The sequence below is a fragment of the Streptomyces auratus genome, assembly GCF_050433025.1.
GTDB lineage: Bacteria > Actinomycetota > Actinomycetes > Streptomycetales > Streptomycetaceae > Streptomyces > Streptomyces sioyaensis.
Map to the genome: position 1 here is coordinate 279,155 of NZ_JBNGCB010000003.1, position 14,414 is coordinate 293,568.

Sequence of the window (14,414 nt, forward strand, 5' to 3'; positions counted from 1 at the left end):
CGCAGTTCTCGGCCCGCAGCGGCCCCCGGCATCTCCGTGCCGGGGGCCGCTCGCTGTTTCCGGGCGGAACCGGGCGGCGCGAGAGCGAGCCGTCCGGCCGCTGCGGCGCGGGCACCGGGAAGACCGGCGCCCCCGTCCCGTCAGCGGTCGGGAAGCTGGATGACGGGGAAGCTGCCCGTATTGGTGGGGGCGTTCTCCGGGAGCCAGAGGACGGAGACGGCGCCGGTCGAGCCGTCGGTGAGTTCATCGGCGTTGCGGAAGGTGAGCCGGGCGCCCAGGACGCGGGCCTGCCCGGCCGCGATGGTCAGGCCCAGGCCGTGGCCGCGGCCGGCCCGGTCGCTGCTGCCGGTGCGGAAGCGGCTCGGGCCCTCCCGCAGCAGCGCCTCGGGGAAGCCCGCACCGTGGTCGCGGACCCGCAGGACCCGGCCCTCGACGGTGACCTCGATCGGCGGCCGGCCGTGCCGGGCGGCGTTGGCGATGAGGTTGCCCAGGATCCGCTCCAGGCGGCGCGGGTCGGTGGTGACCTCGGCGTCCCGTGCGATCTCGACGTCGATGCCGGGGTCGAGGGCGTGCACCCGGCGGGTGACGAACTCGCCGAGCACGACGTCCTGCAGCTCGGCGCGCTCGGCATGGCCGTCCAGCCGGGCCACTTCCAGGACGTCCTCGACGAGCGTGCGCAGCGCCTGCGCCCGGTCGCGGACCAGCTCGGAGGGGCGGCCGGGCGGCAGCAGTTCGGCGGCGGTGAGCAGTCCGGTGACCGGGGTGCGCAGTTCGTGCGCGATATCGGCGGTGACCCGCCGCTCGGCCTCGATGCGCTCCTGGAGGGCGTCGGACATGGCGTCCACGGCCCAGGCCAGATCGTCGGTCTCGTCGCGCACCCGCCCGCTGCCGACCTCGTCGCGGATGCGGACCGAGGTGTCGCCGTCGGCGAGCTTGCCGGCGGCCGCGGCGGCCTTGCGCAGCCGCCGCGAGAGCCGTCCGCCGACCAGTACGCCCAGCGCACAGCCGCCCACCACCACCGCGGTCGAGCCGATGACCAGCGCCTGGTCCAGGTCGTCCAGGACAGTGAAGCGGTCGGGGGACCGCTTGTGGACGGAGAGCACCCGGCCGTTGCTGAGCGGGGCGGCGGCCCACACGTCGGGGGCGGCCTCCCCGGTGTCGTGGAGGTAGGTGGCGCGCTTGTTCTTGGCGACCTCGTCCCGCAGCTGCTCCGGCAGCTCCGGATCGTTGATCTTGGCGCCGAACTGCAGCCGGCTGGTCGACTCGAAGATCCGCTGGGTCAGGTCGAGCAGCTCGATCTGATCATCGCGGCTGCTGTCGAGCATGGAGTGCCGGGCGGCGTTGTGCACGACAAGGCTCAGCGCGACCGCGACCAGTGCTCCGACGAGCGCGATCGCGGCGCTGAGCTTCCATCTCAGCCCCGTCCGCAGGGCCAGCCTGACCACCGGAGGTGTCAGCCTCTCAGCTTGTATCCGAAGCCGCGGACCGTCTCGATCCGGTCCTGGCCGATCTTGCCGCGCAACCGCTGGACATGGACGTCCACGACCCGGGTGTCGCCACCCCAGCCGTAGTCCCAGACCCGCTCCAGCAGCCGGTCGCGCGAGAGGACCGTACCCGGCGCGTGCGAGAACTCCAGCAGCAGCCGCATCTCGGTCGGCGTCAGCGCGACGTTCTCGCCGCCCTTGCGCACCTCCATGCCCTCGGTGTCCACCTCCAGATCGCCGAAGCGCAGCAGCGTCTCGGCGGGGTCCTCGGCCTCCGCCCGGACGGCGGCGGCGCCGTCCGGACCGCTGGCATGACCGAAGCGGCGCAGTACGGCGCGGATCCGGGCGACCAGCACCGCGCCGTCGAACGGCTTGGTGACGTAGTCGTCGGCGCCGGCCTCCAGGCCGAGCACCACATCGATGGAGTCGGCGCGCGCCGACAGCATGATCACGGGGACCGTCGACTCATCGCGGATCCGCCGGCACAGGCTGACGCCGTCCAGCCCCGGCACCATCACATCGAGCAGCGCGATGTCGGGCCGGTTGGCGCGGAACGCCTCCAGCCCCGCGAGCCCGTCGGGCATCGCGGTGACCACGAAGCCGTCCCGCTCCAGCGCGAGCTGGGTGGCTTCGCGGATGACGTCGTCGTCCTCGACGAAGAGCACATGAGTCTCGGCCATGCCGTTGTCTCAACCCTCCGATGCCGTGCCGGCGTCCGGCGTGGCCTTGTTGTAGTCCGTGTGAGAGCTGGTGTGCTGGGTGAAGCGGCCGTTCTTCCAGCGGTAACTGATCACGTCCTCGCCGGAGGGGCAGCACACCTTGTCGCGGGCGGCGTAGGTCTGCCGGGAGACCTCCAGCTCGCCCTTGTTGATGCCGGCGTACACCGACGGCTCTTCGTTCCCGTACACCTCGTCGTACCCGCCCTTCGAGCCGCTGCGCTGGCGGTAGACGTAGGAGCCGATGCCGACGGAGTCCGCGCAGGTCATGACGTTGACGATGATATCGGGGGACGAGTTGCCGGTCAGGGAGGCGTAGGTCACCTCGATCGGATACGCGTCGGCGGCGCACGGCTTGTAGAGGCTCTTCTTCACATACGTGCCGACCTTCGGGTCGCCCTTCAGCAGCTGGACCGCGTCGACCTTCTTGCCATGGGGGGGCGAGGTCGAGGTGGGGGTGGTGTTCACCGCACCCTTGGGGGCGGGAGTGGGGCCGGCCGAGCCCTCGCTGCGCACGCCCTCGCCCCCCGGATTGCATCCGGCCAGCAAAAGGCCGACGGCGGCCACTCCTGCCGTGGCCGCGCCGCCTCTGGTCAACCCGATCCTGGTCAACCTGTTCCTGGACAATCCGCTCCCGCTCACCGTGCTGCTCGCACAGCTGCCGTTCCCGATGCTGTTCCTGTTGTGATTGTCGCGCGTCGGACTGTGAGCCGTAAGGCGCCTGTCGATGTGTCTGCTTTGTCGGATAAAGGCGTGATTTTGTGTGTGTGCGGCGCCGTGCGGTGGGACCCGGGCTGTGCGCCGCCGGTCAGGCCGCGCACCGCTCCTGCTCCCGCCCCCGCTCGCCGCGCTCCAGCATGCGGGCGTCGATGTCACGCATCTGCAGCTCCTGGCGCAGCCGGGCAAGCGCACGGTGCAGGGTGCTCTTCACGGTACCCGTGGACATGCCGAGCGCCGCCGCGGTCTCCTCCGTGCTCATCTGCTCCCAGTGTCGCAGCACGACGACGCTGCGCTGCTTGGGAGCCAGCACCCCGAGGATGTCCATCAGCAGGGCGCGGTCGGCGCGCTGCTCGGTGCCGTCGTCCACGCTCGCGTCCGGGAGCTGCTCGGTGGGCACCTCCTCCAGCTTGCGCGCCCGCCACCACTCGGTCCGCGTGTTGATCATGACGCGGCGGAGGTAGGCGTCGGCCAGCGACTTGTCCGCGATGCCGTCCCAGCGGCCGTAGGTGCGGACCAGTGCCGTCTGCAGGAGGTCCTGGGCGTCGACCGGGTCGGGCACCAGGCGCCGGGCGCTCCGCAGCAGTGCCTCCTGCCGCGTCCGCACGTACTCTTCGAAGTCCAGTACCTTGCCGCCGCTGGTCGCCATCTCGACGCCTCCGATCCGCTTGCGATTCCCCACGTTGACCGTGCTGGCGGTCATCTCCAGCACGAGGGAGACGCTACGGAGGGGGTGTTGCGGCGCAGTGTGCGTCGGCACCACAGCGAATGCACGGAAAACCCTCGGTTGTGTAACAGCCCGCCAGGGCTCATCCCTCGGACGGACGGCGGGTCTCCGGACGTCATACTCCGGGGGGATAAGCGCCCCACCGAAAGATCTATGAGGGGTGGCGGGGCGGCGATCGAGGCGTGTGACGGTCTTCTTCGCGCCGTATCGCGGAGCTTTTCGGTCATTGTGCATCGAAAGGTGAAACGGAGTCAGCGAAACGACGGGCGCGGCCACCGAAGCGGCCGCGCCCTGTGGAGTGGAGACCTGCGCGCTACGTCAGCGGCAGCCGGTAGCGGCCACCGCCGAGCGGCTCCACCAGACCGTCCGAGACCAGCCCGTCCAGTGCGCGGGCCCGCTGCACCGGCTCGTCCCACACCGCGTCCAGCACCTGCTGCGGCACCGGTGTGACCGCCTCGCGCAGCACGGCGAGCAGCTTGCCGCGCACCTGCCGGTCGGTACCGGCGTACGTCTGGATGCGCCGCGGCGGACCGTCGTGCACCGGGGACCCGGCCTGCCGCCAGGCGCACTGCGCGGCGATCGGGCAGCGGCCGCACTCCGGCGAGCGTGCCGTGCACAGCAGCGCACCGAGCTCCATCGTGGCCGCCGCCCAGCGCGCCGCCAGCTTCTCGTCGTCGGGCAGCAGCGCCCGGGCGAGCTTGCGCTCCGCTGCGGTGGTGGCGTTCGGCGGGAACTGGCGGCCGGCCACCGCGCGGGCGAACACCCGGCGCACATTGGTGTCCAGCACCGCGTGCCGCTGCCCGTACGCGAAGGAGGCGACCGCCGCGGCGGTGTACTCGCCGACGCCGGGCAGCGCCAGCAGCTGGGCGTGCTCGCGTGGCACATCGCCGCCGTGCCGCTCCTGTATCGCGGAGGCGGCGGCGTGCAGGCGCAGGGCGCGGCGCGGGTAGCCGAGGCGGCCCCAGGCGCGCACCGCTTCGCCGGGCGCCTCGGCGGCCAGGTCGGCGGGGCGCGGCCAGCGGGCCAGCCACTGCTCGTAGACCGGCAGCACTCTGCTGACCGGGGTCTGCTGGAGCATGAACTCGCTCACCATCACGCCCCAGGCGCCCGCCTCGGGGCGGCGCCAGGGCAGATCGCGGGCGTGCTCGTCGAACCAGTCGGTGACCGGGCCGTGCAGCGCGGTCCCGTCGGCGGCTCCCGCGGCCGCGTCGGCGGCGGGGGCGGTCTCGGCGGCGGCGGTCGTGGCAGTGGTGGTGACAGGCGTCGAAGTCATGGCACTGCCGATCCTGGCACGTCCGGGGGCGCCCGGGGAACGCGCCGGGCCCGCCCCGCCGCGCGCCCACCCGCACGCAGGACGGCCGGGGGCGCACGGGTGGCGGTTACCGGCGGTATGCGGTAGCCGGTGCTGCGCCCGGGGCGGGGGCCCGGCGCGCGCCGGCCGGCCGCGGCGGGCGAGGATGCGGTCATGGCGCAAATGACCGGTACGGAAGACGGAAAAGGTACGGGCGGGTCGCCCTGCCCGGAGGCGATCCGGCGGGCACTCGCCGCGCACACCACGATGACGCTGGCGTATACGGACGAGGACGGGCCGCAGGCCTGCGCGGTGCTCTATGCGACCGGCGCGGGGAGCGGCGCGGCGGCCGGCTCCGGCGCCGCCGTCTCGGGGCCCGTCCTCTACTTCGTCACCGCGGCCACCACGCGGCACGGCCGGGCGCTGGCCGGGCCCGGCGCCCGGGCCGCGTTCACGGCGCAGCGGGACGGCCAGGAGTGGACCGGGCTGACCGGACTCCAGGGCCGGGGGAGCTGCCGCATCCTGACCGGCGCCGACCGGGCCGCCGCCTGGCAGGTCTATCTCGCGCGCTTCCCCTTCGTCGCCGGGAGCGAGCGGCTGCGCGACGCCCTGGAGCGGACCTCGCTGTGGGAGCTGCGCCCCGACTGGCTGCGGCTGATCGACAACGGCCAGGGCTTCGGGCACAAGGAGGAGTGGTCGCGGGGGTGAGGCGGGGCGCCCGCGCCAGTCGGCCCGTACGGGAGGGAAACGCGGCCGGGTTGCCGTCTCCGGGCCGATGATGCGAAAAGTTGGTGCCGGATACGGCGGGTACTGGCCAGTGCGGCTGCCGATCTCTCGTAGAGTTTCCGCGTGGGATCACTGCGCAATCCGATCGGGCCGCTTCCCTCCTCCATCTACTGGCGGCGGAGGGCCGTTGCGCTGGCCATCGTCGTCCTGCTCGCCCTTCTGGTGGTGTGGGCCCTCAACTTGGGCGGGGGCGGCGGCAAGAGCGGCGACGAGGGCAAGGGGGCGCAGGGGCAGGGGCCCGCGACGTCCATCACGCCCGGCCCCTCCGGCAGCGGTCCGGCGATCGGTGAAAAGCCGGGCGGGCGCGGGGAGTCGGGCAGCGGCGGGGGCTCCGGTTCCGGGGACGGCGGCGGCTCGGCGGGTGGCGACGGCGATGCTTCCGGTGGCGGTACCGGTTCCGGTGCCTCCGGTGGCGGGCCGATCGGCCAGGGCTCCGGCAAGAGTGCCGTCGCGGCCGGTTCCTCCCTCCCCAACTGCGTCTCCGACAAGGCCGAGTTGGTCCTGCGCAGCGTCAAGAGCTCCTACGCGCCGGGCGCGAAGCCGACCTTCGAGCTGACGGTCAAGAACGCTGCCGGTGCGGCCTGCAAGGTGGATCTCGGACAGAAGGCCGCGGTGCTCACCATCACCGACAGCGCGGGCGACGACCGGGTCTGGGCCTCGAACGACTGCCCGTCGGGCACCGCCCCCGCGCTGCTGGAGGTGCCGGCCAAGGGCGAAGTGCAGCGCACCGTCGTGTGGGACCGCCGGGCCAGCGGTCCGCAGTGCGCGACGCCGAGTTCGGCCCTGGTGCCGGCCGGCAAGTACCGGATCCAGGCTGACGTCCCGGGGCTGGAGACGGTCCATACGACCTTCGTGCTGGCCAAGAGCTGAGAGCTCGGCGGAACGGTGTGACGGGCGGGCTTCCGGAATGATCCGGAGGCCCGCCCTCCGTTTGTTTCGCCCGTGGTGATTCCGCCGAGAGCGTGCGTCGCTGGTCCCGGCCACCGCGGTCCGGCACAGTCGCCGTCATGAAGCTACTGATGCTGGGCGGTACGGAGTTCGTCGGCCGGGCGGTCACCGAGGCGGCGCTGGCGCGGGGTTGGCAGGTGACGGTCTTCCACCGCGGGAACCACGCCCCGCCCGAGGGGGTGGCGGCCCTGCACGGCGACCGCGCGGACGCGGCCGGGCTCGCGGCTCTGGAGCAGGGCGCATGGGACGCCGTCGTCGACACCTGGAGCGGTGCCCCGGCGGCGGTGCGGGACGCGGCGCGGCTGCTCGCCGGGCGGGCCGGGCGCTACGCCTATGTCTCCAGCCGCTCGGTGTACGCGTATCCGGCCCCGTACGGGCTCGACGAGGACGGGCCGCTGGTCGACGGAGCCGCCGACGCCACGACGGCCGAGGACTATGCGGCGGCCAAGCGGGGCGGCGAACTGGCCGCGGCCGAGGCGTTCGGGGACCGGGCGCTGCTGGTCCGCGCGGGGCTGATCCTCGGGCCGTACGAGAACATCGGGCGGCTGCCGTGGTGGCTGGGCCGGATCGCCCGCGGCGGCCCGGTCCTCGCGCCGGGGCCGCGGGAGGCGGCGCTGCAGTACATCGACGTCCGTGATCTCGCCGAGTGGACCCTCGGCGCCCTGGAGTCCGGGCTCGGCGGGGCGTACAACCTGCTGAGCGAGCCCGGGCACGCCACCATGGGCGAGCTGCTGGAGAGCTGCGTGCAGGTCACCGGCGCGGACGCGGAGCTGCGCTGGACCGCCCCGGAGGACGTCCTCGCGGCCGGTATCGAGCCCTGGACCGAACTGCCGGCCTGGCTGCCGCCCGGTGAAGCGCGGGACGCGTTCTACGGCGCCGATGTGTCCCGGGCCCTGGCGACCGGGCTGCGCTGCCGCCCCGTCCGCGAAACGGTCGCCGACACCTGGGCCTGGCTGCGATCGATCGGCGGCACGGCACCTCAGCGCCCGGACCGGCCGGCGGTCGGCCTGGCCCCGGAGAAGGAGGCGGGGGCGCTGGGGTAGCGGGGCGCGGCCGGAACCCCTCGCCGGCGGGCTGCCGCGGGGCCGCGGCGGGGCGACCGGAGCCGACACCCCCTAGACGTACCGCTCCAGGATCGACGACTCCGCCAGCCGCGACAGGCCCTCGCGGACCGAGCGGGCGCGGGCCTCGCCGACGCCGTCCACCGTCTGGAGGTCGTCGACGCTGGCCGCGAGCAGCTTCTGCAGACCGCCGAAGTGGTCGACGAGGCGCTCGATGACCGCGCCGGGCAGCCGGGGGACCTTCGCCAGCAGGCGGAAGCCGCGCGGCGAGACCGCGGAGTCCAGGGTCTCGGGCGAGCCGCTGTAGCCCAGCGCGCGGGCCACGGTGGGGAGTTCGAGCAGCTCGGTGTGGCTGAGCGCGTCCAGCTCGGCGAGCGCCTCGGTGACCGTGCGGGAGCGCTTGGCGGTCGGTTCGGGGACGTAGTCGCGCACGACCAGTTCCCGCTCCGGCTCCACTCCGGCGATCAACTCTTCCAGCTGGAGGGCGAGCAGCCGGCCGTCCGTGCCGAGCTCGACGACGTACTCGGCGATCTCGGTGGCGATCCGGCGGACCATCTCCAGGCGCTGGGCGACCGCGGAGACGTCGCGGACCGTGACCAAGTCCTCGATCTCCAGGGCGGAGAGGGTGCCGGCGACCTCGTCCAGCCGGAGTTTGTAGCGCTCCAGGGTCGCCAGCGCCTGGTTGGCGCGGGAGAGGATCGCGGCGGACTCCTCCAGCACGCGGCGCTCGCCGTCGACATAGAGGGCGATCAACCGCATGGACTGGCTGACCGAGACGACCGGGAAGCCGGCCTGGATCGAGACCCGCTGGGCGGTGCGGTGGCGGGTGCCGGTCTCCTCCGTCGGGATGGAGGCGTCCGGGACCAGCTGCACACCGGCCCGCAGGATTTTGGTGATGTCCTTGTCGAGGACCAGCGCACCGTCGAGCTTGCACAGCTCGCGCAGCCGCGTGGCGGTGAACTCGACATCCAGTACAAATCCGCCCGTACACATGGATTCGACGGTCTTGTCGAAGCCCAGCACGATCAGTCCGCCCGTATTGCCGCGGAGGATGCGCTCCAGGCCGTCACGCAGGGCCCTGCCGGGCGCGACGGCACTCAGCGAGGCGCGCATCAGGGCCTCGGTGCCGGAACTCCCGCCGGCCCTGCCGGGAGTCGATGCCCGGTCGTTGGCTGCCACTGCACTCCTCCGTCGCAAGGTCTGTCGGTCCGCAGGCCGCCCGGCCCATGCTGTGGTTGACGTACCAGCGGAGCGTACGCGGCCGACAGGCAATTCTGCGGTGACGGGCGAGACCAGGGCAAAGTCTACCGGCGTGCGCCCTCTTCCTGTGGGGCCTCCCGGCGGACCCGTTTGGGCAGCACGCTGAGCGCCTCTCCGACGTCGGCGACCTCCAGCACCCGCATGCCGTCGGGGATCTTGCCGGGGTCGCTGGGGACCAGGGCGTGGGTGAAGCCGAGCCGAGCCGCCTCCGACAGCCGGCGCTGGACGCCGGTGACCCTTCTGACCTCGCCCGCGAGCCCGACCTCGCCGATGGCGACGAGGTTCTTCGGCAGCGGGGTGTCACTGGCGGCGCTGGCCAGGGCGAGGGCCACGGCGAGGTCCGCGGCGGGCTCGGTCAGCTTCACCCCGCCGACCGTCGCGCTGTAGATGTCGCGCTTGCCCAGGGCGCTGATCCGGCCGCGCTGCTCCAGGACGGCGAGCATCATCGAGACCCGGGAGGTCTCCAGGCCGGAGGTCGTGCGGCGGGGGGAGGGGATCTGGGAGTCGACGGTCAGCGCCTGGACCTCGGCGACCAGCGGGCGGCGGCCCTCCAGCGTCACCGTCAGGCAGGTGCCGGGCACCGGCTCGGCACGGCGGGTCAGGAACAGGCCCGAGGGGTCGGCGAGGCCGGTGATCCCCTCGTCGTGCAGCTCGAAGCAGCCGACCTCGTCGGTGGTGCCGTAGCGGTTCTTGACGCCGCGGACCAGGCGCAGGCGGGCATGGCGGTCGCCCTCGAAGTGCAGGACGACATCGACGAGATGCTCCAGCAGGCGGGGGCCGGCGATGGCGCCGTCCTTGGTGACATGGCCCACCAGGAGGGTCGACATGCCGCGTTCCTTGGAGGCGCGGATCAGGGCGCCGGCCACCTCGCGGACCTGGGCCATGCCGCCGGGCGCCCCCTCGATCTCGGGCGAGGCGACGGTCTGCACCGAGTCCAGGACCAGCAGCGACGGCTTGACCGTGTCCAGATGACCGAGCACCGCCGAGAGATCGGTTTCGGCCGCCAGATACAGATGGTCGTCGAGGGCGCCGATGCGGTCGGCCCGCAGCCGCACCTGGCTCGCGGACTCCTCGCCCGTGACATACAGCGTGCGGTGCGCGTCGGAGGCGGCCTTGGCGGCGACGTCCAGCAGGAGGGTGGACTTGCCGACGCCGGGCTCGCCGGCCAGCAGCACCACGGCGCCCGGGACCAGCCCGCCGCCCAGGACGCGGTCCAGCTCGTCCACGCCCGTGGAGCGGGCGGTGGCCTGTCGGCCGTCGACCTCTCCGATGGGCACGGCGGCCGTGGTGACCCGGCCGGGCGCGGTCGTGCGCACCGCCGGGGCGCCGCCGAACTCCTCGACCGTGCCCCATGCCTGGCACTCGGGGCAGCGGCCGAGCCACTTCGCGGTGGTCCAGCCGCATTCGGTGCAGCGGTAGGAGGGACGCTCCTTGCCCGACGATTTACGCGTTGCCATGGGGTCACCGTAACGGCGGGGTCCGACAACGCGTTCCCCGAGCGTGTGCGGAGCCGGGCTCCCGTAGCCGCCGGCCGTAGCCGCCGGAGGCACCGGAGAGTGGTGTCCGCGGAGTGCGCCAGCCGCGGAATGGCTGATTCGTGTCCTCTTTTGAGGGATCTGGTCACCCGTAAGGGTTAAAAGTGGCCAACGCGAGCAAGCCGGGCTGCATCATCCGCCTACCGTCGCCGGGGTGATGAGCAGGCCCGAGCACCCCACGCACTCCACCGGCGCACACCGGTCGCGCGGCGACGCGCAGCGCCGGAGCCGGCCGCAGCCCTCCCAGCGGCCCGACCCGGACACCCCGGACACCCCGCGCCCCCCGGACACCCGTGACGGCTACGAGCCCTTCCTGGACGGGCTGTTCACCTACTGCCTCTCCGTGCTGTGCGCCCACGACGCGGCGACCGCGGTGCTCGGCGAGGTGCTCGCGCTCGCCGACCGGCACCAGAACCGGCGCCCCGCCGACCCGGCACTGCACCGCTGCTGGCTCTACGCACTTGCCCGCTGGGCCTGTCTGCGCCGGCTCGCCGAACGGACCGGGCCGGGCGGCCGGAAACCGGACACCCAGCGGCGCGGCACCGCGGCGCCGGACGCCGAGGCCGCCCGCGACGCCGAGCGCGAGCAGCGTCAACTCGCCGCGCTGGCCTGGCCAGAGGCGGCCGGCACCACCCCCGAGCAGCGCGAGGCGCTGGAGCTCTCGGTGCGCCATCAGCTCTCGGCCGACGAGGTCGCCGCGGTGCTCGGGGCCGATCCGGTCACCACCCGGACGCTGCTGGCCACCGCGTCCTGCGAGGTCGAACGGACCCGCGCGGCGCTGGCAGTTGTGGAGTCCGGCCGCTGCCGCGAGGTCGCGCAGCTGGCGGGCGACACCCAGGTGCTGCTGGGCCCGGCGCTCAGCCGGGAGCTGGTGCGCCATGTCGACCACTGCACGGTGTGCCGGCGCACCGCCGAGCGGGCCACCGCCCCCGGGGCGTGGCCCGGCACCGCGCCGGTGGCGCAGGGCACGCTGCCGCTGGTCCCCGCGCCCCGGGAAGCCGTCTCCGGTGCGCTGGCGGCGGCCCGGCACGCCAAGTCGGGCCGGGCGAAGGGGCGGGGCGGTGCGGGACGCGGCGGCCGGGCAGGTGGGGCAAACGGTTCTCCTCGCTACGACCGCAGCGGATTCCCCGTCGGCCCGCCGCCGGACCGGGGAGCCCGTCGGCGCCGGCTGCGCAGCCGGGCGCTGACCACCACCGTCGTCGCCACGGTCGTCGCGGCGCCGGTGCTGGCCCTCTGGGCGGCGTACCACGGCACCCCGGCCACCGACGAGGCCGCGGACGACTCACCCGCCGTGACGGCCAGCGAAACCCACACCGGGGAGCGGATGGGCGGCCGCCCGTACGAGAACGCCGGCAATGCCCGGACGACGCCCGGGCCCGGCTTCACCACCGGCGACGGGGCGCACGAGGTGTCCGTCGAGGTGGTCAGTGCGAACGGCACCCCGGAGCGGACGGACGGGCCGGACGGCCGGCCGGAGTCGGCGGGGCGGCTGGCGGTCGCCGCGGAGCCGAGCGGCCGGACCACGGTGATCACGCTCAGCGCCGCGGGCGCCCACCCCGTGCGCTGGCACGCCGCGGCGGGCGCGGCCTGGCTCCAGATGAGTCATACGGCGGGCACGCTGCGGCCGGGGCAGTCCACCACGATCACGGTCTACATCGACCACGACCGGGAGCCCGCGGGCCACTGGCGGGCCCGGATCGCCATCGAGCCCGGCGGCACCGCCGTGACGATAAAGGGCTACGGCACGACCGGCCCCGCGCCCGGGCCGCAGCGTCCGACGCCCGCGCACCCCAAGCCGCGGCCGACGCCGCCGGCCTCGACGCCGACACCCACGCCGACCCCGCCGGCTCCGACGTCCACACCCCCGTCCGGGACGCCGACACCCTCGCCGACCAAGCCCGCACCGGGCTCCACGCCGTCGAACACCACCCACCCCGCCCGCTGAGCGCACCCGGGGACCCGCCGCCTCCCGCGGCGGCCCCGGGGCGCGCTCACTTCTGCCGCGGCGGCTTCGGGTCCGCCGGATGCGGTGCCATCGGCAGCGTCGCCGCCAGCCGCTCCTCGCACAGCTCGACGAGCTTGGCGTAGCCCTTCTCGCCCATCAGCTCGGTCAGCTCCGGCCGGTACGAGACGTACACCGGGTCGCCCGCGCCGTGCGCCGAGGTCGCCGAGGTGCACCACCAGTGCAGGTCGTGGCCGCCGGGGCCCCAGCCGCGCCGGTCGTACTCCCCGATCGTCACCTGGAGGATCTGGGTGTCGTCCGGCCGGTCGATCCAGTCGTAGGTACGCCGGACCGGCAGCTGCCAGCAGACGTCCGGCTTGGTCTCCAGGGGCTCGCGGCCCTCGCGCAGCGCGAGGATGTGCAGCGAGCAGCCCGCGCCGGCCGGGAAGCCGGGGCGGTTCTGGAAGATGCAGGAGCCCTGCCAGCGGCGGGTCTGCCGGTCGCCGTCCTCGTCCTCCTCGACCCAGCCGGACGTGGTGCCCACGTCGTGGTGCTGCCACAGGTCGGGCGTGAGTCGTGCCACATGCTGCGCGACCCGCTCCTCGTCCTCCTCGTCCGAGAAGTGCGCCCCGAGCGTGCAGCAGCCGTCGTCCGCCCGGCCGGCCTGGATGCCCTGGCAGCCGCTGCCGAAGATGCAGGTCCAGCGGGAGGTCAGCCAGGTCAGGTCGCAGCGGAAGATTTGCTCGTCGTCGGCCGGGTCGGGGAAGGTGACCCAGGCGCGGGCGAAGTCGAGGCCGACCTCGTCGGCCCCGGCCGCGCCCGGGGCCCGCGCCTCCTCGGCCGCCTGAGCGCGCCGCTTTTCTTCCTTCTTCAGCGCTTTTTCGTGCTTCGCCTTTTTCGTCTTAGCCACGAGTCCAGCGTAAGGCGAGCGGCGACGGGCACCGCGCCGACCGGACTGCGCACCGCGCGCAGTAGGTTTCCCCGTATGAGACTCGGTGTCCTCGACGTGGGTTCGAATACGGTCCATCTGCTGGTGGTGGACGCACACCCGGGCGCACGCCCGCTGCCCGCCTATTCGCACAAGGCCGAGCTGCGCCTTGCCGAACTCCTCGACGAGCGCGGCGCGATAAGCGATGCCGGGGTGGAGCGGCTGGTGGCCACCGTGCTGGAGGCGCTCCAGGTGGCCGAGGACAAGGGCGTCGAGAGCGTGCTGCCGTTCGCCACCTCCGCGATCCGCGAGGCCACCAACGGCGACGAGGTGCTGCGCCGGGTCGCCGCGGAGACCGCGGTCGAGCTCCAGGTCCTCGCCGGCGAGGACGAGGCGCGGCTCACCTTCCTCGCCGCCCGCCGCTGGCTGGGCTGGTCCGCGGGCCGGCTGCTGGTGCTGGACATCGGCGGCGGCTCGCTGGAGATCGCCTACGGCCTCGACGAGGACCCGGACGTGGCGGTGTCGCTGCCGCTGGGCGCCGGCCGGCTGACCGCGGGCGATCTGCCCGGCGACCCGCCGGAGCCCGAGGACGTCCGGACGCTGCGCCGCCGGGTGCGCGCCGAGATCGCCAAGGTGGTGAGCGAATTCACCCGCTACGGCACTCCCGACCGGGTCGTCGGCACGTCCAAGACCTTCCGGCAGCTGGCCCGGATCGCGGGCGCCGCACGCTCCGCCGAGGGGCTGTACGTCCAGCGGGAGCTCACCCGCACGAAGCTGGAGGAGTGGGTGCCGCGGCTGGCCGGGATGTCCGCGCAGGAGCGGGTCGCGCTGCCCGGCGTGTCCGAGGGCCGCTCGCGGCAGCTGCTGGCGGGGGCGCTGGTGGCCGAGGCGGCGATGGACCTGTTCGGCGTCGAGACGCTGGAGATCTGCCCGTGGGCGCTGCGCGAGGGCGTCATTCTGCGGCGGCTGGACCACCTGCCGTAGCCGGGCGCCGGGCCGCGGACGCCCGGACCTCCTGC

General features: G+C 73.9%; 13 protein-coding genes. 5 read left to right on the forward strand and 8 right to left on the reverse strand.

The genetic code is table 11. The features are described from left to right. Window positions 1-140: 140 nt before the first annotated feature. The 5 genes from cseC to BKA18_RS20835 form a co-directional block, all read right to left on the reverse strand. Complete coding sequence (cseC, locus tag BKA18_RS20815) at window positions 141-1,445, reverse strand: two-component system sensor histidine kinase CseC (RefSeq protein ID WP_366044187.1); 1,305 nt, start codon at window positions 1,443-1,445, stop codon at window positions 141-143. A gap of 8 nt (window positions 1,446-1,453) precedes the next feature. Then, on the reverse strand, window positions 1,454-2,164 hold the full coding sequence (gene cseB, locus BKA18_RS20820; protein WP_006604009.1) for a two-component system response regulator CseB: 711 nt from the start codon (window positions 2,162-2,164) through the stop codon (window positions 1,454-1,456). A 9-nt stretch (window positions 2,165-2,173) separates the two neighbouring features. Continuing rightward, window positions 2,174-2,716 (reverse strand): hypothetical protein, encoded by a 543-nt coding sequence (locus BKA18_RS20825; RefSeq protein WP_366044188.1) that lies wholly within the window; start codon window positions 2,714-2,716, stop codon window positions 2,174-2,176. 292 nt (window positions 2,717-3,008) lie between these two features. Then, window positions 3,009-3,620 (reverse strand): SigE family RNA polymerase sigma factor, encoded by a 612-nt coding sequence (locus tag BKA18_RS20830; protein WP_078568651.1) that lies wholly within the window; start codon window positions 3,618-3,620, stop codon window positions 3,009-3,011. 337 nt (window positions 3,621-3,957) lie between these two features. Further along, entirely contained in the window at window positions 3,958-4,917 is a 960-nt protein-coding gene (locus BKA18_RS20835; RefSeq protein WP_093484489.1) for an HhH-GPD family protein, read from the reverse strand. A 192-nt stretch (window positions 4,918-5,109) separates the two neighbouring features. Here BKA18_RS20835 and BKA18_RS20840 point away from each other — a divergent pair, with 192 nt between their 5' ends. The 3 genes from BKA18_RS20840 (at window position 5,110) to BKA18_RS20850 (ending at window position 7,712) form a co-directional block, all read left to right on the forward strand. After that, window positions 5,110-5,643 (forward strand): pyridoxamine 5'-phosphate oxidase, encoded by a 534-nt coding sequence (locus BKA18_RS20840; protein ID WP_366044189.1) that lies wholly within the window; start codon window positions 5,110-5,112, stop codon window positions 5,641-5,643. A gap of 141 nt (window positions 5,644-5,784) precedes the next feature. Further along, a complete protein-coding gene (locus BKA18_RS20845) occupies window positions 5,785-6,591 on the forward strand; it encodes a hypothetical protein (protein ID WP_366044190.1) in 807 nt (268 codons plus the stop codon). A 137-nt stretch (window positions 6,592-6,728) separates the two neighbouring features. Next, a complete protein-coding gene (locus tag BKA18_RS20850) occupies window positions 6,729-7,712 on the forward strand; it encodes an NAD-dependent epimerase/dehydratase family protein (RefSeq protein ID WP_366044191.1) in 984 nt (327 codons plus the stop codon). Window positions 7,713-7,784: 72 nt separating this feature from the next. On the opposite strand, the gene disA is transcribed toward BKA18_RS20850, so the two are convergent. Continuing rightward, window positions 7,785-8,909, reverse strand: coding sequence for a DNA integrity scanning diadenylate cyclase DisA (disA, locus tag BKA18_RS20855; protein ID WP_006604002.1), 1,125 nt, complete (start codon window positions 8,907-8,909; stop codon window positions 7,785-7,787). Window positions 8,910-9,034: 125 nt separating this feature from the next. Then, a complete protein-coding gene (gene radA / locus BKA18_RS20860; protein ID WP_006604001.1) occupies window positions 9,035-10,447 on the reverse strand; it encodes a DNA repair protein RadA in 1,413 nt (470 codons plus the stop codon). Window positions 10,448-10,682: 235 nt separating this feature from the next. On the opposite strand from radA, the gene BKA18_RS20865 reads away from it, so the two are divergent. Further along, window positions 10,683-12,470, forward strand: a complete 1,788-nt coding sequence (locus BKA18_RS20865) for a BACON domain-containing protein (protein ID WP_366044192.1) — start codon at window positions 10,683-10,685, stop codon at window positions 12,468-12,470. 46 nt (window positions 12,471-12,516) lie between these two features. On the opposite strand, the gene BKA18_RS20870 is transcribed toward BKA18_RS20865, so the two are convergent. Further along, the gene (locus tag BKA18_RS20870) at window positions 12,517-13,377 is read right to left on the reverse strand and encodes a DUF3109 family protein (RefSeq protein WP_366044193.1); all 861 of its coding nucleotides are present in this window, start codon (window positions 13,375-13,377) and stop codon (window positions 12,517-12,519) included. A 75-nt stretch (window positions 13,378-13,452) separates the two neighbouring features. Here BKA18_RS20870 and BKA18_RS20875 point away from each other — a divergent pair, with 75 nt between their 5' ends. Beyond that, window positions 13,453-14,379 carry a Ppx/GppA family phosphatase gene (locus BKA18_RS20875; protein WP_366044194.1) on the forward strand — a complete coding sequence of 309 codons (927 nt, stop codon included), beginning with the start codon at window positions 13,453-13,455 and terminating at the stop codon, window positions 14,377-14,379. Window positions 14,380-14,414 lie beyond the last annotated feature (35 nt).